The organism is Cohnella caldifontis (assembly GCF_029360585.1).
GTDB lineage: Bacteria > Bacillota > Bacilli > Paenibacillales > Paenibacillaceae > Cohnella > Cohnella caldifontis.
Window position 1 is genome coordinate 196,315 of record NZ_JAQZSJ010000002.1, and the last position, 26,996, is coordinate 223,310.

The following is a 26,996-nucleotide window of genomic DNA, read 5'->3' on the forward strand; positions in this document are numbered from 1 at the left end:
TCGGGATAACCCCTCCTCTATTGAAATTAAAAGACGATGGCCAGGCGAGCCGAGGCCACTTTATCGTAAGGGATGGCATGCTTGCGCCGGCCGACGACGATCGTCATCGTCCGGCCGTCAAAGCCTTCCAGCCGTCCTTCGAACTCTTTGGCGCCGTCCAAGGGTTCGTACGTGGTGACGAACACTTGCTTGCCGACGGCTTTGGCCACGTCCTCCGCCTTCTTCAGCGGACGTTCGGCCCCGGGCGAGCTGACCTCGAGGAAGTACGCTTCTTCGATCGGGTCCGCTTCGTCCAGCTTGGCGCTCAGGTACTCGGAAATGCGGCCGCAATCGTCGATGTCGATGCCGCCTTCCTTGTCCACGAACACCCGCAGGAAGCGGTTGCTCCTTTCTTTCACGTACTCCACGTCCACCAACTGAAACCCGTTGTCCTCCAAATAGGGAACAACCAATTCCTCCACGATGGACTCGATTTTCGTTGCGCTCAATTGCCCTACCTCCCGTGCTTTCAGATGGATGTCCCGCCGCTCCGCACACCGAAATGGCCCATGGCAAAACGGAAAGAGTGGGTTTCCCCACTCTTCTGCAGACAGTGATATCCACATGATTACCAAAAGTAGTTTAGCATATTCCGGCACCGTTGGCAACCAAGTTTTTGAAGCCCTTGCATTAAGATTCGATGCCGCGGGCCTTTTCTTCCAGGGCGGCCCGGTTCGCCAAACGATACCCGCGCGTTTCTTTCACGATGTACCCTTTGCGCGAAAAATCGGACAGCGTGTGCAGCAAATGCCGGTAGGAGACGCCGAGATATTCCGCGGCGTGCGTATGCCGTTCCCGGTAGTGCCCGTCGGGCGAAGCGAACAGCAGGAAAGCGGCCAGCCGGTTGGCCAGCGGGAAAGCCTGGTTTTGGGAAAGCGACGCCACGTTCCGATTATTCTTGGTCCCTAGATACACGCATAACTTCCGCAAAAACAAAGCGTCATGGAGCAGCAGTTCCCTGCATTCCCTGACCGGCAAGGCAAGGCAGCGGCAATCCCCCAGGGCCTGGATCGCGCGCGACTCCCTTTGGACGCCGATCAGTTCCATTTCCCCCAAAAAGCACGGCGCTTCGAAAAAATCGATCAAGGAAACCTTGCCGTTCGATAACGTGAGGTACAGCTTGACGCGGCCGGTATGCAGGTAATACAAATAAGCCGGCTCTTCCCCTTCCCTCAGGATGAAATCGCCGGCATGGGCGTGGAATAATCGGGCATACCGCGCGGCCGGAAAAGAAAAATTCAACTCGAAATCCGATGAGGACAAGCATTCCGCCAAAACGTTTACGTCATCGATCCGATGCACGGGCATCCCCGCTTCTATGAGAAATCTCATATTCAGTTTATCGCGATCCTTGTTACAGTTCAATGGAAGCAAAGAGAAACCATGATAACGAAAGGGACGAAGACGACATGGAAAAACGAAAAATCATTCTCGATTGCGATCCCGGCCACGATGACGCGATCGCCATGATGATGGCCGCGCGGCACCCGAAGATCGATCTGTTGGGCATCACGATCGTGGCGGGAAACCAAACGCTGGACAAAACCCTGACCAATGGCCTGAACGTTTGCCAGCATCTGGACATCCAAGTGCCCGTATATGCCGGCATGTCCGTACCCATGCTGCGGCAGCAAGTCGTCGCCGACGACATTCACGGCGAAACCGGATTGGACGGTCCCGTATTCGCGCCATTGGTTCGGGAAGCGGAAAACAAACACGCCGTCGCGTATCTGATCGAAACCTTGATGGCCTCGGACGGGGATATCGTCCTGGTACCGGTCGGTCCCTTATCCAATATCGGCATGGCCATGCGAATGGAGCCCCGCATCGTCGGGAAAATCAAGGAAATCGTGCTGATGGGCGGCGCCTACGGTCTCGGCAACGTGACCCCCGCGGCGGAGTTCAATATTTTCGCCGATCCGGAGGCCGCGCACATCGTATTCGCCTCGGGGGTTCCCCTCGTCATGATGGGGTTGGATTTGACGAATCAGACCGTCTGTACGCCCGATATCATCGAACGGATGGAAAACGTCGGCAACCGCGCGGGCAAGCTGTTCGGAGACATCATGCGTTTCACGCTGAAAACGCAACATGAGGTTTACGGCCTGGAAGGAGGTCCCGTCCACGACGCGACTTGCGTGGCCTATCTCATCGAACCCGATATTTTCACCCTGCAGGAGATGTTTACCGAAATCGACATCACGGGCGGACCGAGTTACGGGCGCACCGTATGCGATTATTACGGGAACCTCGGGAAACCCGCGAACGGCAAAGTCGGGATAACGCTGAACCGGGATCGCTTCTGGGATCTCGTGGAGCGGTGCGTTTCCCTGTATCGCGATTGACCCATTGCGCATGAAATGGACCCCGATTCGCCGCGTGACGGCGGGAATCGGGGTCCTTGCGCGATTACCGGGATCAGAACAGCATCAGTTGGTTGCTCTCCGGCAGTCCCCGGAAGCAGCCCATCCCGTTCAGGAGCTCGACGATCGTCTTGCTCGCTTTGGACCGTTGCTGGAAATCCTCGATCGAGAGGAAATCCCCGTCTTCGCGGCTCGCCGCGATGTTCCGGGCCGCGTTCTCCCCGATTCCCGCGACCGCGGAGAACGGGGGAATGAGGGAATCCCCGTCGACGATGAAGCGGGTGGCGTCGGATCGGTACAGATCCAGCGGTTTCACCTTGAAGCCCCGGGCCGTCATCTCCAGTCCCATTTCGAGAATGGAAATCATGTTTTTCTCCTTGGTGCTGGCCTGGAACCCTTTCGCCTCGATTTCGTTCAGCAGCTTCAGAATGGCGTCATAGCCTTGGCAGAACACCTCGACGTCGAAGTCCGCCGCCCGCACCGAGAAATACGTCGCGTAATATTCGATCGGATAGTAGAGCTTGAAGAAAGCCGTGCGCACGGCCGATATGACGTAGGCGGAGGCGTGCGCTTTCGGGAACATGTACTCGATGCGCAAGCAGGAATCGATGTACCATTGCGGCACCCCGCACCGTTTCATTTCCTCGATCCATTCGGGCGTCAGCCCCTTGCCCTTCCGCACGCTTTCGGTGATTTTGAACGCGAGCGACGCATCCATGCCGGCTTTATAAATGAGATACAGCATGATATCGTCGCGGCAGCCGATCACGGTCTTAATCGTGCAGGTGCCGTTCTTGATCAGCTCCTGCGCGTTGCCGAGCCATACGCCGGTCCCGTGGGACAAGCCGGAAATCTGCAGCAGGTCCGCGAAGGTGGAAGGTCTCGTCTCCTCCAGCATCTGGCGGACGAAACGCGTGCCCATCTCGGGCACCCCGTACGTGGCGACGGGCGTCCGGATCTGCTCCGGCGTCACCCCGAGCGCCTCCACGCTGTTGAACAAGCTCATGACCTTCGGGTCGTTCATCGGAATCGTCGTCGGATCGACGCCGGTCAAGTCCTGGAGCATCCGCATCATCGTCGGATCGTCGTGCCCCAGGATATCGAGCTTGAGCAAGTTCGCGTCGAAGGCGTGGTAGTCGAAATGGGTCGTCTTCCACTCCGCGCTCGTATCGTCGGCCGGAAATTGGACGGGCGTGATGTCTTCCACTTCGATATAGTCCGGCACGACGACGATGCCGCCGGGGTGCTGGCCGGTCGAGCGTTTCACGCCCGTACAGCCGGCCGCGAGGCGATTCAGCTCCGCTCCCCGCCAGTTCTTCCCGTGGTCTTCCTGGTATTTCTTGGCGAAGCCGAACGCCGTTTTCTCCGCGACCGTGCCGATCGTGCCCGCGCGGAACACGTTTTTCTCCCCGAACATGACTTTCGTGTAGTTATGCGCGTGCGGCTGGTATTCGCCCGAAAAGTTGAGGTCGATATCGGGGACTTTGTCGCCCTTGAATCCCAGGAACGTCTCGAAAGGGATGTCTTGTCCCTCTCCCCGCATCATCGTGCCGCAATTCGGACATGGCTTGTCCGGCAGGTCGAAGCCGCTGGGCACGCTGCCGTCGAGAATCCATTCGCTGTACTTGCACTCGGGATTCTTGCACAAGTAATGCGCCGGCAGCGGATTGACCTCGGAAATGCCCAGGAACGTAGCGACGACCGATGATCCGACGGATCCCCGGGAACCGACGAGATAGCCGTCCTCGTTCGACTTCTTGACGAGCCGCGCGGAAATGAGATAGTTCGCGGAGAAGCCGTACTTGATGATCGGCACGAGCTCCTTCTCCAGCCGCTGCACGACGACTTCGGGAAGCGGGTCTCCGTACATCGATTTCGCCGTCTCGTAACACGTGTTGCGGATTTCGTCGTCCGCTCCTTCGATGATCGGCGTGTACAGCTGGTCCGGGAACATCGGGTATTCCTCGAATCGGTCCGCAAGCTCCGACGTGTTGCGGATGACGACTTCCTTCGCCTTCTCCTCGCCGAGGAACTTGAACGCCTCCAGCATTTCTTTCGTCGTGCGGAAATGCGCGTCCGGCTTGCGCTGCTCCTTGAGCGGGCTGAAGCCCGTGATGCCGTGGATCGTGATGTCGCGGAACAGCTTCTCGCGCGGTTTCAAATAATGCACGTTGCCGGTCGCGATGACCGGTTTGCCGAGCTTCTCGCCGATCCGGCAAATCCGCCGCAGCGCTTCTTCCAGCTCGGCGCGGCTGCCGACCAAACCTTTGTCCAACAAATGGAGGTAGAAGTCCAGCGGCTGGATTTCGAGGACGTCGTAGAATTGCGCGACTTCTTCCGCCTCTTCCGGCGATTTGTTGAGCACCGTTTCGAAAAACTCGCCTTTCTCGCAGCCCGAAATCACCAGCAGCCCTTCGCGCATGTCGATCAGCTTGCTTTTCGGAATGCAGGCTACGCGGTGGAAGTATTCGGTGTGCGAGAGGGAAATCAGCTTGAACAGGTTTTTCTTGCCGACGGCGTTCAGCGCGTAGATGCCGCAATGGAACGGACGCGTCGTTTTCCAGCTGTTCCCGTTCACCTCGTTCAGGCGATGCAGCTCCGTCACGCCGCGCGTTACCGCGTCCTTGATCAGCCCGAACAGCACGCCGCCGAGCGCGACCGTATCGTCGATCGCCCGGTGGTGGTTTTCCAGCGACACTTTATATAAATCCGCCAGCGTGTTCAGCCGATGGTTCTTCATCGTCGGATGAAGGAAGCGCGCGAGCTCCAGCGTATCGAGCACCGGATTCGCGACGGGCGGAAGCCCGTTCCGCTTGCACGCTTCCTGGATGAAGCCGATGTCGAAGCGGGCGTTGTGGGCGACCAGTACGGCGTCTCCCGCGAATTCGAGGAACTCCCGGAGCTTCGGTTCCAGCTCGGGAGCGTCCGCCACCATGTCGTCTGTGATGTTCGTCAGCTGCTGGATGTTGTACGGAATCGGTTCGTGCGGGTTGACGAACGTCGCGAACCGGCCGATTTCTTTGCCGTCCTGCATTTTGACGCCGGCCAGCTCGATGATTTTGTTCGCCGTCACGGACAAACCGGTGGTCTCGATGTCGAATACGACATAGACGGCGTCCGCCAGGCTCTCCTCCCGCGGATTCAGCACCATCGCGACGGCGTCGTTGACGACGTTCGCTTCCACGCCGTACAGTACTTTGATGCCGTTCTTTTTGCCCGCCTTGGCCGCTTCGGGGTAACATTGGACGTTGCTGTGGTCGGTCACCGCGATCGCCTTGTGCCCCCATTTGGCGGCGGTTTTGATATACGCGTCGACCGGCGTCACGGCGTCCATCGTGCTCATCGTCGTGTGCAGATGGAACTCCACGCGTTTCTCTTCCGCGTCGTCCTTCGGCTCCGGCGGGGCGTTCACCTCGCGGATGTCGCTGGCCATCATGACCAGCTCCGGCGGGTTCAGGAACCGGTCGTACTCGACGCGCCCCCGGAGCCGCAGCCATTTGCCGTTGGCCAGCAGCCCCAGCGTTTTGTTGTCCTCTTTCGTTTTGCCGAACACTTTAACCGCGATCGAATCCGTGAAATCCGTTACGAAAAACTGGTACAGCGTGCTGCCGCTGCGCAGTTCCTTGACTTCCAGCCCGAAGACGGTGCCTTGGATCGCGATTTTCTTCTCCTCGTCCCGGATCTGCTCGATCGGCACGGGTTCGTCCCTGATTTCGTAGCCGTGCTGCAGCACCTCCGGCGCGTCCCCTTCCGGGGGTGCTTCCATCGCCGCGCTCGCCATGAGCTGCTGGATCGCCTGACCGTTTTCCTCTTGGATTTTCTGTTGGAATTCCTCATACGCTTCCTGCTTGAATTCCCCGACCGTCAGCTTCACGCGGCACGCGCGGCCGAAACGGTCCTCGAAAAACTTGGCGGCGTGCGCGTCGACGTTTTTGCGTTTGGCCAAGCCCAGCCCCATCTCGTCCAGCATGACCAGCGTGACCAAGTCGCCTTCCACTTCGATTTTCGCCTTGGCGAGCCATCCGTTGACCGAAACGAATTCCCGCTGCATCCATTCCACGAACGCCGGCCAATACGTTTCCAGGATGCCCGAGGTGGGAACCGAATCCTCGAAAGCGAGTTGAACCGAAATCGTCGCCAAATGGCCGAGCTTCTCTTGCAGGCGTCCGATCCAGCCGGCATAGACGGATGCCGGAAGCAGAGAGCTTTTGACGATATGGAACTTCCATTCCTTGCGGGACTTATGCACTTCCACCTTGCGTATGTAACCGTCCGCGAAATATTCCGTTACCCAATCGGCCGGGATTTCCGCTTGCTGGAGCAGCAATTCGAACCGTTTGCGCCCGTCGGCCGCTTGATGCATGCTTACCTACCTCCCCAGACGCGCGAAAAAGCAAAAGCTTCCGCGAAAAACGGCCTCCGTCCCAAGCGATGGGCCGGTCCTGCCTTCTTCCAACCGGAAGCTAGTCTTGTTTCTCTTATTTTATCCGAAGCGGCGGCAAAAAGGAAGATTCGCTCGAAAACTCTCCGCTCGGCTCGAACGCAGTCGACGGCCTTTTCCGCCCTTTCGTTCGGCCCGGATGGAAATCAAAATCCCCAAGTCAGGCACGGAGCCGATCTTGGGGACTGTACTTTGGACGTCAATAGGCTCTCGCGAACACGACCGTGTGTTTGGCGGCTTCGCCGCAGACGAGGCATTGGCGTTTCGTCTCGGCCGGCTCGAACGGGATGTTGCGGCTCGTCGCGCCGGTTTCTTCTTTTACCTGGCTCTCGCAGGCTTCGGATCCGCACCAGCCGGCGAGCGCGAAACCGCGCTGCTCTTCCAGCTTGGCTTTCAGCTCGTCCAACGTCTCGACGGAGAAGAAATGCTCTTCCCGGAACGACAAGGCTCTCTCGTACATCTGGGCATGAACCTCGTCCAGCATCTTCCGCACTTCCGCGGTCAAATCCGTCAGCGGCACCTGCTTCTTCTCGCCGGTAACGCGGGAGACAAGCACGCAGACGCCGTTCTCCAGATCGCGGGGGCCGAGCTCCAGGCGGATCGGGATGCCGCGCATTTCGTATTCGTTGAACTTCCAGCCCGGCGACACGTCGGAGCGGTCGTCCACGCGGACGCGGATGCCGGCTTTCTTCAGTTCCGCGAACAGTTCGTCCGTCTTGGCGATGACCTGCTCCCGGGTTTTCGGAGGACCGATCGGGATCATGATGACCTGCGTCGGCGCCACCTTCGGCGGAAGGACGAGCCCGCGGTCGTCGCCGTGCACCATGATGAGCGCGCCGATCAACCGGGTGCTGACGCCCCAAGAGGTCGTATGGCAGAACTCCTGCGTGTTTTCCCGGCTTAAGTATTTGATGTCGAAGGCGACCGCGAAGTTCGTTCCGAGATAGTGGGAGGTGCCGGCCTGCACGGCGCGGCCGTCGCGCATCATCGCTTCGATGGAATACGTATCCACGGCGCCGGCGAATTTCTCGGACGGCGTCTTCTGTCCTTTGATGACCGGGATCGCGAGGACGTTCTCGACGAAGTCGGTGTACACGTCCAGCATCGTCATCGTTTCGCGGCGCGCGTCCTCTTCGTTCTCATGGGCGGTATGGCCTTCCTGCCACAGGAACTCGCTCGTGCGCAGGAACGGCAGCGTCCGTTTCTCCCAACGCACCACGTTGGCCCATTGGTTGATGAGCAGCGGAAGATCGCGATAGGAATTGATCCATTTGGCGTACATATGCCCGATCATCGTCTCCGAAGTCGGACGGATGGCCAGGCGCTCCTCCAGCTTCTCCCCTCCCGCCTCGGTGACCCAGGGAAGCTCCGGATTGAAGCCCTCAACGTGCTCCTTCTCCTTTTGGAAAAAGCTTTCCGGGATGAACAGCGGGAAATAGGCGTTGCGATGGCCGGTATCCTTGAACCGCTGATCCAGCTCGCGCTGCATGTTCTCCCACAGCTCGTAGCCGTCCGGACGGAACACGATGCAGCCCCGCACGGGCGAATAGTCCATCAGCTCGGCCTTTTTGATGACATCGATATACCAGCGCGAGAAGTCCTCGCCCTGGGGCGTAATTTCCGTAACGAATCCTTTGTCCTTCGACATGGCGTTTCTCCAACCCCCGACAGCGGCTTATTTTCGGACCAATCCTAAAATATCGTTATACGTGACGACCACCATGAGCAGCATCAGCATCGCGAACCCGATGAAATGCACCATGCTCTCCCGGTTCGGGTCGACCGGCCTGCCGCGCACGGCTTCGAGGCCCAGGAACAACAGGCGGCTCCCGTCCAGCGCCGGAATCGGCAGCAGGTTGAAAATGCCCAAATACAAGCTCAAAATCGCGGCCCAGTTCGTCAAATAGGGCAGTCCTTGCTTGGCGATATCGATCGTCACCTTGGTCGTGCCGACCGGACCGCTCATGTCCTTCAGGCCGACTTCGCCGAACACGATTTTGCGGAAGCCGTCGAAAATCACTTTCGTCCAGGTGACCATCGACTCTCCGGCGATTTTCACGCTTTCCCCGATGCCGGGCTGCCGTTTCTCCGGTCCCGGGTAAATGCCGACTTTGCCGTCGGAGCCCGGCGTGACCGTCAGGTTTACTTCTTCGCCGCTCCGGTTGACGACCCACTTCATCGGCTTGCCCACGGACGTGCCGATCATGTCCACGAAAGCGTCGATGTCTCCCCCGACGGCTTGCCCGTTGACCGAAACGACCCAATCGCCCTTCTGCAGACCGGCTTTCGCCGCCGGCGAATCGTCGATGACCCCGTTGATCAGCACCTTGGTCGGATGGTCGACGACGACGCCCGACATCTGGACGGCCGCTCCGAACAGCACGAACGCCAGCACGAAGTTCATGACCGGACCGGCGAAAATGGACAACGCGCGCTGCCCTACCGTTTTGCTGCCGAACTGGCGATCGATCGGCGCGATCTGCGTCTCCCGGCCGCGGCCGACGACCAGCGCTTGCGGGTGCACGTTCAGCCGAATGGCGTCCCCATCCACGTCCAACCGGATATGCAGGTCCTTTTCCAGATCGATCGACTTGACTTCCCCGAGCAGCACGCCCGAGCGTTCCTCGAGCCGATCGACGTAGATCCGGGTGACGAGATCGTCCTTCTGCCGGACGGCAATCGTCTGTCCCGCCTGGATCTCCACGGTTTCGGGATCCTCGCCCGCCATCCGGACGAAGCCGCCGATCGGCAGCAGCCGGATCGTATAGCGGGTCTCGCCCCGCTTGGCCGAGAACAGCTTCGGACCGAATCCGATCGCGAATTCCCGGACCAGGATGCCCGCCCGCCGGGCGAAATAAAAATGGCCCCATTCGTGAAGGGAAACGAGCAGGAAAAACATGAGAACGGTCGCGATGACGACCTGAATCATTGGCATGGCAATTCAACTCCCGTCGCCGAGAACGGCTGTCCTTAGATTAACATTATTCTCCGCGACGCCACAAGAGAATACGGTCACGCGGCGAACCGCTGATAGAGAAACGGACGGGACGGCATTTCGATTCATTTCGCTATGGAATCGGCTTCCCGGCGAGCCCGGCGGTCCGTTTCCAGGATCGTCTCCAAGTCGGGGTCGGCCATCGCCGAATGCCGGTTCAGCACTTCTTCGATGATTTCCTCGATCGCGAGAAACGGAATTTCCCCGCGCAGGAAACGGGCGACCGCGGATTCGTTGGCGGCATTGAACGCCGTCGGCGCCGTACCCCCGGCCCTCCCCGCCTCGTAAGCCAACCGCAAGCACGGATATCGCTCGAAATCCATCGGACGGAAATGAAGCGCTCCCCGGGCCAGCAGATCGAGCGGGGAAGCCGGCGACGGCTTGCGGAACGGATACGTGAGCGCATACTGGATCGGCACCCGCATGTCGGGATTGCCGAGCTGCGCCATGACGGACGTATCCTCGAATTCCGCCATCGAATGGATGACGCTCTCGGGATGGATCATGACGTCGATCCGATCGTAGGGGATATCGAACAGCCAGCGGGCTTCGATGACCTCCAGCCCTTTATTGGCCATCGTGGCCGAATCGATCGTGATTTTGGCCCCCATGCTCCAGTTCGGGTGCTTGAGCGCGTCTTCCACGGTGACCTCTCGCAATTCCTCCCGTTTGCGGTCCCGGAAGCTGCCGCCGGACGCGGTCAGGATCAGCCGTTTCACGGCTTTCCGGTCTTCCCCGTTCAGGCACTGGAACAGAGCGGAATGCTCGCTGTCGACGGGCAACAGAGGCACGCCTTTCGCGGCCGCCCGGGCCGTGACCAAGTGCCCCGCGGTGACGAGCGTTTCCTTGTTGGCGAGCCCGATCGCCGCGCCCGAATCGATGGCGGCGAGCGTCGACGTCAACCCCAGGCTGCCTACGAGCGCGCAGACGACGAAGTCCGCGCCGGCATGGGCCGCGACTTCGATCAAACCTTCGTCTCCGAAGACCACGCGGGTTCCGGCCGGAAGCCGCCCGCGGATGGAATCCGCCAGTTCCTTGCTCGCCACGGAAACGATCTTCGGACGGAAAGCGTCCGCTTGCCGGAGCAGCAGCTCCGCGTTCGTGCCGGCGGCCAAGCCGACGACCTCATAGGCTTCGGGGTCGCGGGAAATCACGTCCAGCGTCTGCGTGCCGATCGAACCCGTGCTGCCGAGGACGGAAATTTTTTTCATTCTGTGCGAACCCCTTTCGAAAAGGCAAATCCTTACCCCAGCAGGCTCAGCAAGTGGACAAGCGGGAATACGATCAGCCAACTGTCCGTACGGTCCAGGATGCCGCCGTGTCCCGGCAGCAGGTGACCCGAATCCTTCACGCCCCTGAACCGCTTGTAGGCGGATTGGATCAAGTCGCCCAACTGTCCCGCGACGGCCGCCACCGCCCCGATCGCCGCTCCCTGGGCCCATCCGAGCCAATCCGGGCGGCACCAGGCGAAGATCAGGCCGGCGGCGATCGCCAGAGCGAATCCGCCGAGCGAGCCTTCGACCGTTTTGTTGGGGCTGATCGCCGGCCACAGCTTCGTGCGGCCGATCGCCTTGCCCACGAAATAAGCGCCGGCGTCGGAAGTCCAGATGCAGACGAAGGTCACCGCGGACCAGAAGATGCCATGGTCCATTTCGCGCGTCGCCAGCATGTAATGGAAACCGGTGCCGACGTAAACCGCCCCGAGGAACAGCAAGCCGGCATGTTCCAGATTAACGGCGTTTTTGCTGAATACGTTTGCGGAAAGCAGCACGAACATCAAAATCCAGACCACCGTGCCGAATGCGGGCAAATGTCCGTCCCCATCCCCCGGCAAGCGGGTCAAGGTCAGGAGAACGACCGCGGCGAACGCCGCCAGCACGTCCCAGCGGCCGGGAGCTTGTCCGTTCATTTTGACGTATTCCGCGAATCCGATCAAAGCCATGAGGATGAGCAATAAGGAATAAAACCAACCGCCAAGCCACAAGAGGCCGGCGAAAACGACGCCGGCCCCGATCCCCGTAACGATGCGTTGAACCATCGGCTACAGCCCTCCGTAACGGCGCGCGCGCCTTTGATATTCGCGGACGGCGGCGAATAAATGCTGTTCGGTGAATTCGGGCCAATATACGTCGGTGAACCAGAACTCGCTGTACGCAAGCTGCCAGAGCATGAAATTGCTGAGTCTGAGTTCGCCGCTCGTCCGGATGAGCAAATCCGGATCGGGAAGCCCGGCGGAGAGCAAGCGGCTCTCGAACGTTTCCTCGGTAATGGATTCGGGATCCAGTTCGCCTCGGGCCGCATCGCGCGCCAACAGGCGCACGGCCTCCATCATCTCCATGCGGCTGCCGTAGTTCAGCGCGAAATTCAAAATCATGCCGGTATTATCCGCCGTTCTTCGTACGGCTTCCCGCACGGCGGCGAGCGTATGGCCGGGCAGGCCTTCCATGTTGCCCATCATGCGGACTTGCACGTTATTCTCGATCAGTTCGCCCAGTTCGATCGACAAAAACTCTTCCGGCAGTTTCATCAGGAATTCGACCTCGGCTTTCGGCCGCTTCCAGTTTTCCGTCGAAAAAGCGTAAAGCGTGAGCACCTGGATGCCGATCCGGTCGGCTGCTTTCGCGATCCGTTTGACCGCTTTCATTCCGTTATGATGTCCCGCGATCCGAGGCAGTCCGCGCGACTTGGCCCAACGGCCGTTGCCGTCCATGATCACGGCCACGTGCCGGGGTATATTGTCGGGAGCAAGTTCCGATTCGTCCGCCGTGCCCGGTTCGGACGCTCCGGCATTCGCCCGACGGCCGCGGAACCAACCTCCGATTGAACGGCCGCTCATGGTCGTTCCCCCTTTAATCGGGAGTTTGATGGAGTCAAACTCTCACTGCTTTGGGAGTCAAACGCTCTCCGCTTGTAGCCTGACAAAAAGAGAATAAACCCCGCCTGTAACGGAGGGGTCGAACCGGCAAGCTTACACTTCCATGATTTCTTTTTCTTTGGCGGCCAGGATTTTGTCCACTTCGGCCACGTAACGGTCCGTCAGCTTCTGGACGTCCTCCTGGTGGCGCCGGGACTCGTCCTCGGAGATTTCGCCCTTCTCTTTCTTCTTGATGTCGTCGTTCGCATCCCGGCGGATGTTGCGGATCGCCACCTTGGCTTCTTCCCCGAACTTTTTCGTTTCTTTCACGAGTTCTTTGCGCCGTTCCTCCGTCAGCGGAGGAATGACGATGCGGATGATCGACCCGTCATTGGCCGGGTTCAAGCCGAGCTCCGATTTCAGGATCGCTTTTTCGATCGCTCCGAGCGCCGTTTTGTCCCAAGGTTGAATGACCAGCGTGCGGGAATCGGGCGTCGTGATCGAGCCGAGCTGGTTGATCGGCGTGGGCGTTCCGTAATACTCCGCTTGCACGCGATCCAGCACGGCGGGAGAAGCGCGTCCCGCGCGCAGCGTGGACAAGTCGCGCTTCAAAGCGGCCAGCGCTTTTTCCATGCGGTCTTCGGCGTCTTTCTTAATGGCTTGCGGCACTAGTCTACACTCCCTTTTACGATCGTGCCGATTTTCTCACCCATGACGGCACGCTTGATATTGCCTTTCTCGGTGATATTGAACACGAGAAGCGGAATATTATTGTCCATGCATAAGGAAGAGGCCGTGGAATCCATGACGCCGAGGTTTTTGTTGAGCACGTCCATGTAGGTGAGCTGCTCGTATTTCTCCGCGGAGGAATCCTTGAACGGGTCGGCGCTGTAGACGCCGTCGACTTTGTTTTTGGCCATCAGGATGACTTCCGCCTCGATTTCGGCGGCACGCAGGGCGGCCGTCGTATCCGTCGAGAAGAATGGATTGCCCGTTCCGGCGGCGAAGATGACGACCCGCCCTTTCTCCAGATGCCGGATCGCGCGACGGCGGATGTAGGGCTCGGCGATCTGCTGCATCGCGATCGACGTCTGCACCCGCGTCGGCACGTTCATTTGCTCCAAGGCGTCCTGCAGCGCGAGCGAGTTCATGACCGTCGCCAGCATGCCCATGTAGTCGGCCGTCGCGCGGTCAATGCCCTTCTGGCTGCCCGCGATGCCGCGCCAAATGTTGCCGCCGCCGCACACGATCGCAACCTCCACGCCGAGTTCGACCACTTCCTTGACTTGCTCCGCAATCGACAGGATGGTCGCCGCGTCGATCCCGTATCCGTTCGGCCCGGACAAAGACTCGCCGCTCACCTTGAGCACCACGCGTTTATATACGGGACGTTCCAATTCTCGTAACCTCCATCATGTCGGGTTTAAAAAAGAGGGAACACTCCGTGTCCCCAATTGCGTCATACGTTATTTACAGCTTCGCCTGAGCCATGACTTCCTCGACGAAGTTGTCGACTTTTTTCTCCAGGCCTTCGCCCAGCTCGAAACGGGCAAAACGGCGGATGGAGATTTTTTCGCCGATGGCGGCGATTTTCTCGTTCAGGAGCGTCGTGATCGATTTGTCCGGATCCTTGACGAACGCTTGCTCCATCAAGCAGTTCTCTTCGTAGAACTTATTGATGCGGCCTTCGACCATTTTATCGACGATCTTCTCCGGTTTGCCTTCGTTGAGGGCTTGGTTGCGAAGGATTTCGCGCTCTTTGTCCAGATCGGACTGGGGCACTTCTTCCCGTGCGACGTATTTCGGGTTGGCCGCCGCGATCTGCATCGCGATGTCCTTCACGAACGCGCGGAACTGGTCGGTCTTCGCCACGAAGTCGGTTTCGCAGTTGACTTCGACCAACACGCCGATCCGTCCGCCGCCGTGGATATAGGATTCCACGATGCCTTCCGTCGCCACGCGGTCGCCTTTCTTCGCGGCTGCGGCCAGACCTTTCTCGCGGAGCAGCTCGGCGGCTTTCGTCATATCGCCGTTCGCTTCCTCCAACGCTTTCTTGCAATCGAGCATGCCGGCTCCGGTTCTTTCGCGGAGCGTTTTAACGTCTGCTGCATTGATAGCCAAGTGGATAACCTCCTGATTTTGCGCCCTATGTAACGTGCGGGACCGCACGCGAGCGGTTTGGATGTTTTAAAAAAAGGGCGGTGAGAAGGTTCGCTTCTGACCACCCTAAACTATTCCCCCAAAAGTGACGAATGCCTTCTGAGATGGGGTCCCCAAAAAGTAATCGGAATTGGCTGCAAAGCATTGCGTCACTTTTTGGGGATAAAGTAAGGGGGAACCCCCGAATGAAACACTAAACTTTACGCCGTCGTTTCTTCGCCTTGGTGCGCTTCCACGATGGCATCCGCCATTTTGGAGGTGAGCAGTTTCACGGCGCGGATCGCGTCGTCGTTGCCCGGAATGACGTAGTCGATCTCATCCGGGTCGCAGTTCGTGTCGACGATGCCGACGATCGGGATGCCGAGCTTGCGGGCTTCGGCCACGGCGATGCGCTCTTTGCGCGGATCGATGATGAACAGCGCGTCAGGCAGCTTGCGCATGTGCTTGATGCCGCCCAGGAATTTCTCCAGACGCTCTTTCTCCTTGCGGAGAATGATGACTTCTTTCTTCGGAAGGACTTCGAACGTGCCGTCTTCTTCCCACTTCTCGAGCTGATGCAGACGGTCCGTCCGCTTCTGGATCGTGGAGAAGTTGGTCAGCGTGCCGCCGAGCCAACGTTGGTTGATGTAGTACATGCCGCAGCGTTCCGCTTCTTCCTTCACGGAATCCTGAGCTTGTTTCTTCGTGCCGACGAACAGCATCGTGCCGCCGTTTTCCGCGAGCTGACGCACGAAGTGGTAAGCTTCGTCGACTTTCTTGACCGTCTTCTGCAGGTCAATGATGTAAATACCGTTTCTTTCGGTAAAGATGTACTTATCCATTTTCGGGTTCCAGCGACGGGTCTGATGACCGAAGTGTACCCCAGCTTCCAGCAGCTGCTTCATGGAAATAACCGCCATCTTTACGACACCTCCTGATTGGGTTTTTGTAGGTGAATCTCCGCCGCCGCTCTCATCTTTCGCCAAAACTCCCCGAACGGGAAGCACCCTTGGCGAAATTGAACGGCGTGTGTTTTTTCACACCGACAGATACTATATCACATCCGAGGTCCGGGCGCAACGTGTTACGATTCGTCGACCCTTTTGGCTTTCCGCCAACCCTTTTCCGCCAATCCCCTAAAACTTTCGCTAACCCCCTAACCTTTTCGCCAACCCCCTAAATCCCCCTTCAACCATTTCGCCAACCCCCTAACCTTTCGCCAACCCCCGAAGTCCCCCTTCCCCGGAAGGGGGATCCCGAGGCGCTGCGCCCTCTGGACACCCGCATGACTACGTTGGCGATTTCATGTTACCGTTGCGGAGTGCGATACGAGGATAACAGCTGATAATCCGTCCGCCGACAGACCGCCTAAATAACGTACCACGTACGCTAAAGCGTCGGTCTCATCGTTCAACCGCCTAAAGAACGTACCACGTACGCTAAGTCGCCGATCTCATCGTTCAACTACCTAAATAACGTACCACGTACGCTAAAGCGTCGGTCTCATCGTTCAACCGCCTAAATAACGTACCACGTACGCTAATTCGCCGATCTCATCGTTCAACTACCTAAATAACGTACCACGTACGCTAAAGCGTCGGTCTCATCGTTCAACCGCCTAAATAACGTACCACGTACGCTAATTCGCCGATCTCATCGTTCAACTACCTAAATAACGTACCACGTACGCTAAAGCGTCGGTCTCATCGTTCAATCGCCGAAATAACGTACTACGTACGCTAAATCGCCAATTTCATCGTTCAACCATTGAAATAACGTACCACATATGCTAAAGCGTCAATCTCATCGTTCAACCGCCTATATAACGTACCACGTACGCTAATTCGCCGATCTCATCGATCAATCGCCGAAATAACGTACCCCATACGCTAAATCGCCGAGCAAGTATACTGCTGACTCCGACGCAAAAACGCCAAAATGGCGTATTACGCCCTCTTAAACCCGCTTCCAATCGTACTCCATGATCTCGGCGGCTTTAACGGCGCGTTCTTCGCCCAGCAGTCTCCCTACGACATATAAAGCCGCGTCGATGCCGGCCGATACGCCGGCGGAAAAGACGATTTTGCCGTTATCGACATATCGGGCATCCTCCAGCAATTCGGCGGAAGGCGGCATGACGGCTTTGAGTTCGTCGATCGCGAGACGGTTGGTCGTCAGCTTCAGACCTTCCAGCAATCCGGCTTTCGCCAAAATCAGGGCACCTGAGCATACGGACAAAAGGACTTCGACTTCGTCTGCCGTTTTGCGGATCCAATCCGTCAACCTTTCGTTCAGCATTTCTTTCCTCGTCCCCCACCCTCCCGGGACGATCAAGATGTCGATTTCGGGGCAGGCATCGATCGAATAAGCCGGGTTAATGCTCAAATTTCCCAGCGCCTTGACAGGGCGCTCATGCTCCGCCACGGTGAATACCCGGAAATCCTGTCCCCGATTGCTTCCGGTAATGAAAACTTCGAACGGGCCCGCGAAATCCAACGGCTCCACGTTGTCGAAAATCAAGACGGCAACGTTTCTTGCTTCCTGCGGCTTTTCCACGGCGGCATCCTCTCCCCGAAAAAAAATAAAAAGCATCCGGTCTTCGACCAAACGCTTTGCCCAGGCGTACGGCATATGAAAGATGTGCTCCCCCGTGGTGATCCACGTTACGCCAGTCACACACCCCAAATGTTTACATTTCGATTATATAAGAATGGCTGGAGTTTGACCATTCAATCTTCTTTTTTCCGGGTCAATTCGGCGATGATTTCTCGATAAGTCGGCTTTCCCGTGAAGACGCTGGTGCCGGGCTGGATTTCCTTGCTGTAAGGCCGCGCCTCGTCTATGAAGTCGTCCGCGTCGTCGATCAAGCCGAGCCGCATCAAGCTTCTGGCGACGGTTTTCAGACTCATCCCCGGATTGACGTAAAATGAAACCTTCTCCGCAGCGGATTCGGAAGGAGACGACGTTTCTTCCGCATCCGTCGGCGACGGAGGAGGGGTTTCCGTCGCGGCCAGTCCCGACGAAGCGGCGTCCGAGGCGTTCGGGGCGGGCAACATAGCGGCGCCGTCCCGGGGACCGGACGCCGAAGCGGGATCCGATGCGGACGGCAAAGGCAATGGCGTGCTCCCTGTCTCTTCCCGCGCTTTGGCGACGGCGTCGTCGAGCTCCTGCTGCGTATACGTTTTCGGCCCGTCCGCCACCATCAGCGACTGTTCCTGGTCTTGCGCGAACGTAATCAGCTGCAGCATCGACGCACCCGCGATAATCCCGATCCCGAAGCCCATCCACCATTTCCGATGTTTACGCAAGCTGCTCTTCCTCCCGCCGCGCGAGCTGCAAAATGAGCTGCACCTCGCCTTTGTTCATGCCGGCCGACTTGGCGATTTGCTCGATCGAGCGGCCTTTGGCGTGCAAAGCCAGCAAGTCGGCGTACCGATCCCGAATCGACGCCGGTCCCCGCGCCGCCGGAGGTGGGGAACGATCCCCCGACTCGGCCGGCGCCGCTTCCGGCGAAGGTTCGGTCTGGGCTGGCGCGGCGGGCGGGACGTCGGCCGTCCGGACCGCCTGGGCGGACTCGGAAACCGCCGCGCCGGTCGCAGGAGCGGCGGGCCCGTTTCTCGGCGATTCCTCCGCCGTTTGGAACCGGCGTTCCAACTCCGCGATCTGCTGAATCAAACCTTTCACCGTTTCGTCTTGTTCCTGCTTAAATTTGGATACGGCGTCCAGCAATTCGCGGTTTTCCGTCTCCAATTCCTCCAATAAACGGTCATAGGCGGGATCGGCGCCGCCCCCCGCCTCTTCCTCCCTCTTGGCGCGGGGAGAAAGCCACGCGAAACCGAATATGGCGAATCCGAGCAATACGATGCTGAGCCAAGGACTCATGGTAGAATGAATCCTCCTTTCCCGGCGGCTTGGTCACCCCATGAAGTCGATATGCTTCCCTTTAAACGGGTGTTCGGACGCGTGCTCAGTCTCCCGCTCCGTTTCGCCGGTCTGTTTCTTGCGCCGGGAAGAAGACTGATGCCCGCCTCCCCGCTGCTGCTGATCCGTAATTTTACCCTGCGAAGCCGATTCGGCTTTGCCCGCCATATGGGCTTGCCGCTCCGTCGTTTTGACGTTATGCTGGGCCAGCAGCGCCTGCTCGGCCGTCGGCTTATGCTGTTGCTGCTGCGCAAGGGGAGACAGCTCTGCCGTTCGCGGCAATGAAGTCTGAAAATCGATGGATTTGTAGCTCACGTCCGATCCCTCCCGACCAACGATTTACTTCAAGTCAGATAAAGGGTACCATCGTGATGTCTCCATCCATGAAGCGGAAAGAAACGCGCTGCACGCTGTCTTTGACGAAACGGGTATATCTCCCGACGACGATTTTGGCGCCGCCGTAAATCGTATGGGTAACGTCCACGCGGGCCGTCATCGTATCCTCCAGCGTTTTTTCGATCTCGAGGATCCGGTCCCTGATCGTTTGCAGTTCATCCGACGACGCTTTCCGGGTCACGTTCAGCTTGGCCCGCAGCGCAAGCTTATCCGGCGCCAACTGGCCTACGGAGGCCATTTGGTCGAGGAGCGCAAGCGCTTTTTCCGTCTTGTCCAGGCCTTCCGTCAATCCTCTAACTTGCTGCTTTAACTCCTGTAATTCCTGCCGAAGTTCAGGCCGTACGCCGACTTCGACCGAAGTCGCCGTCGACATCGTGTTCCCGATCACCCGGGCTTTCACCTTCTCGCCCGCCTGTACGTTGCCGCCCACGATCAGCCCTTTGGCGCCGACGCATTCGACGTTCCGGCCCGCCCGGACGTTGGAATGCATGATGCTCTGGCTGACCAGAATGTCTTCGCCTGCCATCACGTTGCCTTCCAGCACGAACGAGCATTTGACGTTGCGGCCCGCTTTCACGTAGCCTTTGTTGCTGCCGATGATGCCTCCCGATATTTCGATCGAGCCGTCCGATTCGACTTCCGCGCCTTCGATCCCGCCGGTCACGCGGACGTCCCCTGCCGCTTTCACCCGAAAACCGGTCAGGATGTTGCCCCGGACGACCACGGTGCCGACGAAATCGATGTTGCCGATGTTGTAGTCCACGTCCCCGTTCACTTCGTAAACCGGGAACACGTTCAGTTTGTCCTTCTCCGTCTTGGTGACGAGCCCGTCGATCGCCGCGTACATCGCGGTTTTCTCCGGATTGACGACGACGTTTTTGCCGATTTTGAACATCGCTTCCTTGCCGTCCTTGCAGGGCACGTTCTCGCCGGTGACGGCTTTTCCCGGTTCTCCGGGAATCGGGGGCACCCGTTCGGCGATCAGCTGTCCCGCTTTGACGTTGGCAAGCTGGGTGATTTCCTTGAAATCCACGCTTCCGTCCTCCCGTTCGGAGGGGCGGCTCGCCTTTCGGTCCTCCATTTCGAACAGCAAGCGGATTTTTCCGTCCACTCCGTTCTTCGGCGGAGTCCCGATCGCGACGACGTTCTGATTGAAGAAGAAATCCTGAGGTCTTTGCGAGATGAGATACAGCAGATCCTTCTGAACGCCGTGTTGGATTCCTTGGGCGGCCAAAAACGTTTCCAACCCCGAATCGCTAAGATTGATTTCGCCTTCGACTCGCCGGAAAACCAAATAGGCATACATCTTGTCTTCGGATACCGTCACTTGGAGCAAGTCTTGAAGCTGTGCCATATCGTTGCCAGCCAAGAGCAGCGCCTCCTTCTCATCCGTTCTGCAGCAATTGTTCTCTTTGCTTCGCGAGCGCCCCTCGGAGTCTCAAAATCGCTTTCGAATGCAATTGGGAGATCCGGGAAGGCGAAAGGGACATCACCTCGGCAATTTCACTCAAGGATAGATCTTCGTAGTAGAATAAGGAAACTACCGTGCGTTCTTTTTCGGTCAATCGTTCCAAACCTTGCATCAGCGTTTCTTTCAAAAACGTCTCATGTACTTTCGACTCGGGATTGGGCGCTTTATCGTCCACGAGCAGCGACAGCCTCGTCTCGGATTCTTCTTCGCGAATCGGGTCCTCAAGCGAGCATACGGCCGCCACGGCGACTTCCTGCAGCATTTGTTGGAATTCCTTGTTCGATATGTTGAGGTAGACGCAAATTTCCTCGTCGGTCGCGGATCGCAAATATCTTTGCTCCAATACGGAATAAGCGTCTTCCATTTTTTTCGCCTTTTCCCGAACCGAGCGCGGCACCCAGTCGCCGTGGCGCAATCCGTCGATGATCGCTCCCCGGATCCGCCAAGAGGCGTAGGTTTCGAATTGAAGCCCGCGCCGGTAATCGAATTTCTCGATCGCGTCGATCAGTCCCATGACCCCATGGCTGGCCAAGTCGTCTTTGGCGACGTTCTTGGGCAGCGAGGCGGCCATCCGGCTGGACACGTACTCCACGAGCGGCAAATAATGCTCGATCAACTGCTTTCGGGCATCCGAGTCTCCGGCTTCCTTCCAGCGTTGCCACAATTCCTGATGGGAAAGCCTTGAACGGGCTTGATCGACCATTTTTGCTTCACCTTACCTTTCATCGGCCAGGCGCCGGATCGCCTGAACCACGTCCTCCGGATCGGGACCATCCAAATGGACGAGCTTTTTGGGCTGAAGCGGCTGAAATCCGGCATCCGGGCTTTCCCTGCCGTCCGACCAATTTTCCTTCAGCATTTCGCTCAGTGCTTCTCCTTCGTCGGGCGTCACGAGATCCAGCACCTTCCCCCGCTCCTCGTCTTCCGTCAGCTCGGATTCCGGGCGGGACGAAGGCAGCTGGGCTTGGGCCAGCAGGAACCGAATCGCGAATGCGATGAGGGCGAACGCCGCGAATGCGGCCAGCCCCCGAACGAATGACGTGAACATCGTATTGCGGGACAGGGAAACCAAAAACGTAAGCAGCCCTCCCGCTCCGCCGAAAACGGCATTCCAACGCCAGGAACCGATCATGTTAAATCTCCTTTACACCGAACTGCACGCTGCGGATGACGAAAATGCCCGTCCCGCTGTCGAATTCTACCGTTCGTCCATAATTGGCTCCGGTATCTTCCGCCAGCAAGGGAATGCCCGCCGCTTGCAACGCGAGCTTCGCCGATTCCACGTTGCGCGGACCGATGCGGGTCGCGTCGCTCCCCCCCGCAAACGCGAACATTTGGGCGCCTCCGGCCATTTTGGCCACCAGCCTCCCCGTCATCGCCCCGGCTTCATTCAGCCGCCGGATCAATTCCGGAATCGCCGTGTCGGCGTACTTGGCCGCGTTCAGCTGTCCTTCGCGCGCGATATCGGAAGACGGAAGCATGATGTGCGCCATCCCGGCCGTTTTCAGGACGGGATCGTACAGCGTGACGCCGACGCAGGAACCGAGACCGGTCGTTTTGAGCACCGCGCCGCCCGAAGCGACGTTCATGTCGGCCATCCCGACCTTGACCAAAATGCTTTCCATCATTCCACAGGCACCCCTAGCGCACGGAAAAGCTTGTCGAACGATTCCGGGTCAGGGATGAGGAAGAAGTGCCCGTGCGTCTCCTCTCTGCCTTCCAGGAAAGAAGTGTCGATGAGGAGCGCGTCGTCGCCCATCGTACCGAATTGAAGCAGCCCGTAGCTCAGGATGGCTCCGGCCATGTCCACGGCGATGGACGGAACGGATGGCGACATGTACAGTCCGGTGAGGTCGCCCAAGGAGGACAAATACGAACCGGCCAAAATGTTCCCGATCTCGCAAAGCGTGGATAGCTCCATTTCGGAGTATTCCGCCCCGTCTTCCGCGGCGCCGCCCGTAAGCAGTCCCTGAAGCAGCCTCCGAGCCGATTCCTGCGTAATGATGAAGAACATGTTGCCGGGCGCGTCTCCGTCCACCCGGAGGAAAATCGCCACGACGACGGCTTCCGAACCGCCGACCCGCTCGGCGATTTCCTCGAACGGCAGGAGGCTGACCGTAGGCACGGCCATGTCCACCGGCTTGTTCAACAGACGGGACAAAGCCGTCGCCGCATTGCCCGCCCCGATGTTGCCGACCTCCCGAAGGACGTCCATTTTGAAATCGGCGTCTTTCGGAAACAGCGTCACGGCTCGCTCCCGAACTGTTCAAGCTGGATGATTTCCGACTTGTTCAGAACTTCGGCCAAATGGAGCAGGATGAGCAAGCGGTCTTCTCCGACTTTCGCGACGCCGCTCAAGTATTTGGCTTTCACGCCTCCGACGACCTCCGGAGGATTCTCGATCGCGTCGCTCATGACGTCCAGCACGTCGTTGGCCGAATCCACGATGAACCCGACTTCCAGATCGTGAGCCGACACGATGATGATGCGGGAATTTTCGGTGGGCTCCGTCTCCGGCAGGCCGAATCTGCCCCGCAGGTCGATCACCGGCACGACGACCCCCCTCAGGTTGATGACCCCTTTCACGAAAGCCGGCGTTTTGGGAACCCGGGTGATCGGAACCATGCGTTCGATCGTTTTGATTTTGTCGACTTCGATGCCGTATTCTTCGTTCGCCAGGGTGAAGACGACAACCTTCAGCTCTTCTGCCATGCGAATTCCTCCCTTTTTACTTGATGAGCGCGTTCGGATCGATGATGAGAGCGACTTGGCCGTCTCCGAGAATCGTGGCCCCGGAAACGAGGCTGATTCCCGTCAAATATTTGCCCAGCGTTTTGAGCACGATTTCGCTTTGGCCGATGAATTCATCCACCAGTACCGCAGCCAGCTTGTCCCCTTTGCGGATGACGAGCATTTCCGTCTCTTCCTCGCCGTTCTCGGTGTAATCCGGGGAATCGACCAGTTCCGCCAAGGAAACGATCGGGATCAACGAATGGCGGTAATCGACCATGCGCGTCCCGTGCAAGGTACGGATGTCTTCCCGTTTGACCGACGCCGTCTCGACGATGGAGGACAACGGGAAAGCGTATTTCTCCGATCCGAGTTTGATCAGCATGGCGGCGATGATCGACAGCGTCAGCGGCAGCTGGATCGAGAATTTCGTGCCTTTGCCGATCGTGGACGTGACCGAAACATGGCCGCCGAGGGACTCGATTTTGGATTTCACCACGTCCAGTCCGACGCCGCGGCCGGAAATGTCGGATACTTTGTCCGCCGTGCTGAAGCCGGGAGCGAACAGCAGCATGTTGATTTCGTCGTCGGAGAGCGTCTTGGCCGTCTCCGCCGTGAGCACGCCCCGTTTGATCGCGGTTTCCAGCACTTTGGGCCGGTTGATGCCCCGTCCGTCGTCTTCGATTTCGATGAAGACGTGGTTGCCGCTGTGGAACGCCCGCAGGTGGACCGTTCCGGTCTCCGGCTTGCCCGCTTGTTGCCGGTCCTGGATCGGTTCCACGCCGTGGTCGACGGAATTCCGGATCAAGTGCACGAGCGGATCGCCGATTTCATCGATGACCGTGCGGTCCAACTCGGTTTCGGCGCCTGTCACCACAAGGTCGACCTTCTTGTTCAGCGATTTGGCCAAATCCCGGACCATGCGGGGAAACCGGTTGAAAACGGTGTCGACCGGCACCATGCGCAGCTTCAGGACGATATTCTGCAAATCCCCGCTCACCCGGGCCATATGCTCCACGGTTTCCGTGAGATCGTTGCGGCGGACTTCCGTCGCGAGCTGCTCGAGCCTTACCCGGTCGATGAGCAGTTCGCTGAACAGGTTCATCAGCGAATCCAGCCGTTCGATGTCGACGCGGATCGTCCGGGGAGCCGTGCTTCCTCCTCCGGCCGGCGCCGCCTGACGGGCGGCCGGCGTCTCCGCCGCGCCTGACGGAGCCGGAGCCGCGGCGGGTTGCGCGGCAGCGGCGGCGGCCGTTTCGCGTGCCGCTTCCGATGCCGGATCCTTGCGGGATTCCGGATTCAGCTCGGCGAGCGAGGATTTGTCCAGCCGCGTCATCTGCACGGACTCGATCTCCGAGACCCGGCCGACTTGATCGTTCAAGGTCGCCTCGTCGGTCTTGGTGATGTAATAGACGGAGAAGCTGCGGTCGAATTTCTCCTGTTCGATGTCCTGAACGGAAGGATGGGATTTGACGACTTCCCCGTGCCGCTCCAGCGCGTCGAATACCATGTAAGCCCGTGCGGCTTTCAGCAAGCAATCCTCGCGGACTTTGACCTCGATGTAGTACGCTTGGTATCCGCTCTCCAAAGATTGCGCGAGCACGGACAGCTGATATTGGTCGAGGGCCATGGACGCGTTCGTTGCGGCGGTCGCGGCGGGCGCGGGCGATCCCGCGCCGGCGGCCGGGCTTGCCTCGCCTTTGACGATGGCTTTCAGCCGGGCGACCAAATCGGCTACGTCCCTTTTGCCGGTGCCCCCGTTCACGACGTCCTGCACCATGGCTTCCAAAGCGTCGAGCCCTTTGAACAACGTGTCGAAAATCGGGCCGGACATCGCAAGCTTGCCATTGCGGACCAGATCCAGCACGTTCTCCATCTCATGGGTCAAGGAGGCGAGATCTTCGAAACCCATCGTCGCCGACATGCCCTTGAGGGTGTGGGCGGAACGGAAAATCACCTGCACGATGCCGATATCCTCCGGCGACTGTTCCAACCGGAGCATGTTTTCGTTGAGCGATTGCAGATGGTCGTTCGCCTCGTCGATGAAAATCGACATGTATTGATTCATTTCCACTGGCCGGACACCTCCTGATTGCGTAGGCTGGCTACGGACTCTGAGTTATGCTGCGGGACCTCACTTCGCGAAGCAGGAATGGGGCGATTTGCTGCAGCGGAAGCACATGGCTCGCGGCACCGAGCTCCACCGCGGATCGCGGCATTCCGTAAACGACGCACGTTTCGGCCGACTCCGCGATGCGGATTTCGGCGCCGTCCATTTGAAGCGCCTTCATGCCCGAAGCCCCGTCGCTGCCCATCCCGGTCATCAGCACGAGATGGCGCGTAAGCTCGCGCAGTCCGACCAGCGATTCGAACAGCACGTCGACGGAAGGCATATGCCCGCTCCGGGGGCCGTCCTCCGACAGCTTGATCCGGTAAGTGCCGGAAGCTTCCTTTTCCAGCGCCATCTGCTTGCCTCCGGGCGCGATGTAGGCGGTGCCGGTCTCGACGACCGTCCCGTGCTCCGCTTCGCACACTCGGATGTTGCAGAATGCGTTCAACCGCTGGGCAAGCGAATGCGTAAACTTCGGAGGCATATGCTGCACCACCAGCACCGGAGCCTCCAAGTCCGCGGGCAGCGCGGTCAGCAGTTCGTGCAAGGCGCGCGGACCTCCGGTGGAAGTTCCCACGGCCACGATTTGCCGGAATGCGGACGTCCCCCGGATTTTCCCGCCGGACCCGGCGGAACGCCCCGCCGGCAAATCCCGGTTCAAAGGCGGAGCCGCGCCCGATTTCTTAAGGCCGGCTGCCGAACGGCGGGTCGAACCTTCGGACGGAGCCGCCGGTTTGGAAGCGACGGGCGGTTTCGCTTGGTCCGCTTGCCTCGGTTTGGACGGCGCCAAACCCGTGTTCGCGGGCTGCGGTTTGCGCGGCGCCGGCGGCCGGCCGGCCGTCGCGGGCCGTTCGATCGCCGCGGCATTCGGCTTCGGCGGAATCGGACCGGCATTTCCCGGCGGCTTCCCGCCCTCCCCTTTCAACCGTTGCTCTGACGCGTCGTCTTGGCTCGGCGGAGAAGCGGAACCGTAATCGGGAGCTTGGCCGCCGGTTGCAGGCGGATCGGCGCCATGCTTTTTCCCTTCGGCTTCGGTCTCGGCCGCTTCCTGCACGGCCGGCAGCATCCGCAGCGTCCCGGCGCGCAGCGATTCGGCCGCGATATGGAGCTTCTCCAGCAGGTACCGGCTGACTTCGCCGATGTCCAGGTTCACGGCCCGGTCGGGCTTACGGACGAAATCGAAGGCTCCATACTGCAGCGCCTTGATCGTATCCCGGGCGCCGTTGTCCGTTACCGCGGACAGCATGATGACCGGAGTCGGCCGGGCCGCCATGATGCGCTGAAGCGCCTCCAATCCGTTCATCCGCGGCATTTCCATGTCCATCGTGATGATATCCGGCGTAAGTTCCAAGGCGAGCCGTACGGCTTCCTCGCCGTCGGAAGCGGTGGACGCGACCGTGAAGGCGTCGTCCGCGTTGACCATATCGCTGAGCACGTGTCGCATGAAACGGGAGTCGTCTACGATCAGGACGCGGTAAACGGTCATTTTCCCACGCTCCTTTCGGTTGGATCAAGGCTGCAATGGCGGCACCGTCGA

At 59.0% G+C, this 26,996-nt stretch carries 25 protein-coding genes and 1 riboswitch; of the genes, 1 reads left to right on the top strand and 24 read right to left on the bottom strand.

Annotated features, from left to right (window positions below):
• Positions 1-26: 26 nt before the first annotated feature.
• Positions 27-488 carry a ribosome maturation factor RimP gene (gene rimP / locus PTZ19_RS03865; protein WP_276352461.1) on the bottom strand — a complete coding sequence of 154 codons (462 nt, stop codon included), beginning with the start codon at positions 486-488 and terminating at the stop codon, positions 27-29.
• A 181-nt stretch (positions 489-669) separates the two neighbouring features.
• Positions 670-1,341, bottom strand: a complete 672-nt coding sequence (gene yeiL / locus PTZ19_RS03870; RefSeq protein ID WP_276352462.1) for a transcriptional regulator YeiL — start codon at positions 1,339-1,341, stop codon at positions 670-672.
• Positions 1,342-1,448: 107 nt separating this feature from the next.
• On the opposite strand from yeiL, the gene rihB reads away from it, so the two are divergent.
• The gene (gene rihB / locus PTZ19_RS03875) at positions 1,449-2,384 is read left to right on the top strand and encodes a ribosylpyrimidine nucleosidase (RefSeq protein WP_276352463.1); all 936 of its coding nucleotides are present in this window, start codon (positions 1,449-1,451) and stop codon (positions 2,382-2,384) included.
• Positions 2,385-2,457: 73 nt separating this feature from the next.
• On the opposite strand, the gene PTZ19_RS03880 is transcribed toward rihB, so the two are convergent.
• From PTZ19_RS03880 to PTZ19_RS03985, 22 genes are all read right to left on the bottom strand, one after another.
• Entirely contained in the window at positions 2,458-6,765 is a 4,308-nt protein-coding gene (locus PTZ19_RS03880) for a PolC-type DNA polymerase III (RefSeq protein WP_276352464.1), read from the bottom strand.
• Between the two features lie 277 nt (positions 6,766-7,042).
• On the bottom strand, positions 7,043-8,491 hold the full coding sequence (gene proS / locus PTZ19_RS03885; RefSeq protein ID WP_276352465.1) for a proline--tRNA ligase: 1,449 nt from the start codon (positions 8,489-8,491) through the stop codon (positions 7,043-7,045).
• 27 nt (positions 8,492-8,518) lie between these two features.
• The gene (gene rseP / locus PTZ19_RS03890; protein ID WP_276352466.1) at positions 8,519-9,778 is read right to left on the bottom strand and encodes an RIP metalloprotease RseP; all 1,260 of its coding nucleotides are present in this window, start codon (positions 9,776-9,778) and stop codon (positions 8,519-8,521) included.
• Between the two features lie 125 nt (positions 9,779-9,903).
• A complete protein-coding gene (locus PTZ19_RS03895; protein ID WP_276352467.1) occupies positions 9,904-11,049 on the bottom strand; it encodes a 1-deoxy-D-xylulose-5-phosphate reductoisomerase in 1,146 nt (381 codons plus the stop codon).
• A 32-nt stretch (positions 11,050-11,081) separates the two neighbouring features.
• Positions 11,082-11,876, bottom strand: coding sequence for a phosphatidate cytidylyltransferase (locus tag PTZ19_RS03900; RefSeq protein ID WP_276352468.1), 795 nt, complete (start codon positions 11,874-11,876; stop codon positions 11,082-11,084).
• Between the two features lie 3 nt (positions 11,877-11,879).
• On the bottom strand, positions 11,880-12,674 hold the full coding sequence (locus PTZ19_RS03905) for an isoprenyl transferase (RefSeq protein WP_276352469.1): 795 nt from the start codon (positions 12,672-12,674) through the stop codon (positions 11,880-11,882).
• Positions 12,675-12,806: 132 nt separating this feature from the next.
• On the bottom strand, positions 12,807-13,361 hold the full coding sequence (gene frr / locus PTZ19_RS03910) for a ribosome recycling factor (RefSeq protein WP_276352470.1): 555 nt from the start codon (positions 13,359-13,361) through the stop codon (positions 12,807-12,809).
• Entirely contained in the window at positions 13,361-14,089 is a 729-nt protein-coding gene (pyrH, locus tag PTZ19_RS03915; protein WP_276352471.1) for a UMP kinase, read from the bottom strand. Before pyrH ends, frr begins: the two co-directional genes overlap by 1 nt.
• Before the next feature lie 73 nt (positions 14,090-14,162).
• The gene (gene tsf, locus PTZ19_RS03920) at positions 14,163-14,813 is read right to left on the bottom strand and encodes a translation elongation factor Ts (RefSeq protein ID WP_339329290.1); all 651 of its coding nucleotides are present in this window, start codon (positions 14,811-14,813) and stop codon (positions 14,163-14,165) included.
• Between the two features lie 239 nt (positions 14,814-15,052).
• Positions 15,053-15,751: a 30S ribosomal protein S2 gene (gene rpsB, locus PTZ19_RS03925; protein WP_276352473.1), complete on the bottom strand. Its 699-nt coding sequence runs from the start codon at positions 15,749-15,751 to the stop codon at positions 15,053-15,055.
• A 1,036-nt stretch (positions 15,752-16,787) separates the two neighbouring features.
• A complete protein-coding gene (locus tag PTZ19_RS03930; RefSeq protein ID WP_276352474.1) occupies positions 16,788-17,387 on the bottom strand; it encodes a DJ-1/PfpI family protein in 600 nt (199 codons plus the stop codon).
• A 51-nt stretch (positions 17,388-17,438) separates the two neighbouring features.
• Positions 17,439-17,517: riboswitch (ZMP/ZTP riboswitch) on the bottom strand.
• A gap of 43 nt (positions 17,518-17,560) precedes the next feature.
• On the bottom strand, positions 17,561-18,139 hold the full coding sequence (locus PTZ19_RS03935; RefSeq protein ID WP_276352475.1) for a RodZ family helix-turn-helix domain-containing protein: 579 nt from the start codon (positions 18,137-18,139) through the stop codon (positions 17,561-17,563).
• Positions 18,132-18,713, bottom strand: coding sequence for a DUF6115 domain-containing protein (locus PTZ19_RS03940; protein ID WP_276352476.1), 582 nt, complete (start codon positions 18,711-18,713; stop codon positions 18,132-18,134). The genes PTZ19_RS03935 and PTZ19_RS03940 overlap by 8 nt, the downstream gene beginning before the upstream one ends.
• A gap of 33 nt (positions 18,714-18,746) precedes the next feature.
• Positions 18,747-19,067, bottom strand: coding sequence for a hypothetical protein (locus PTZ19_RS03945; RefSeq protein WP_276352477.1), 321 nt, complete (start codon positions 19,065-19,067; stop codon positions 18,747-18,749).
• A 34-nt stretch (positions 19,068-19,101) separates the two neighbouring features.
• Positions 19,102-20,502: a DUF342 domain-containing protein gene (locus PTZ19_RS03950; protein WP_276352919.1), complete on the bottom strand. Its 1,401-nt coding sequence runs from the start codon at positions 20,500-20,502 to the stop codon at positions 19,102-19,104.
• Between the two features lie 31 nt (positions 20,503-20,533).
• The gene (locus tag PTZ19_RS03955; RefSeq protein ID WP_276352478.1) at positions 20,534-21,322 is read right to left on the bottom strand and encodes a FliA/WhiG family RNA polymerase sigma factor; all 789 of its coding nucleotides are present in this window, start codon (positions 21,320-21,322) and stop codon (positions 20,534-20,536) included.
• A 12-nt stretch (positions 21,323-21,334) separates the two neighbouring features.
• The gene (locus tag PTZ19_RS03960) at positions 21,335-21,751 is read right to left on the bottom strand and encodes a hypothetical protein (protein WP_276352479.1); all 417 of its coding nucleotides are present in this window, start codon (positions 21,749-21,751) and stop codon (positions 21,335-21,337) included.
• 1 nt (position 21,752) lies between these two features.
• Positions 21,753-22,247 (bottom strand): chemotaxis protein CheD, encoded by a 495-nt coding sequence (locus PTZ19_RS03965; protein WP_276352480.1) that lies wholly within the window; start codon positions 22,245-22,247, stop codon positions 21,753-21,755.
• The gene (locus PTZ19_RS03970; protein ID WP_276352921.1) at positions 22,244-22,834 is read right to left on the bottom strand and encodes a chemotaxis protein CheC; all 591 of its coding nucleotides are present in this window, start codon (positions 22,832-22,834) and stop codon (positions 22,244-22,246) included. The genes PTZ19_RS03965 and PTZ19_RS03970 overlap by 4 nt, the downstream gene beginning before the upstream one ends.
• Before the next feature lie 29 nt (positions 22,835-22,863).
• Entirely contained in the window at positions 22,864-23,331 is a 468-nt protein-coding gene (locus PTZ19_RS03975; RefSeq protein ID WP_276352481.1) for a chemotaxis protein CheW, read from the bottom strand.
• 16 nt (positions 23,332-23,347) lie between these two features.
• Positions 23,348-25,423, bottom strand: coding sequence for a chemotaxis protein CheA (locus tag PTZ19_RS03980; protein ID WP_276352482.1), 2,076 nt, complete (start codon positions 25,421-25,423; stop codon positions 23,348-23,350).
• Positions 25,424-25,454: 31 nt separating this feature from the next.
• Positions 25,455-26,945 (bottom strand): protein-glutamate methylesterase/protein-glutamine glutaminase, encoded by a 1,491-nt coding sequence (locus PTZ19_RS03985; RefSeq protein WP_276352483.1) that lies wholly within the window; start codon positions 26,943-26,945, stop codon positions 25,455-25,457.
• Between the last annotated feature and the right edge of the window lie 51 nt (positions 26,946-26,996).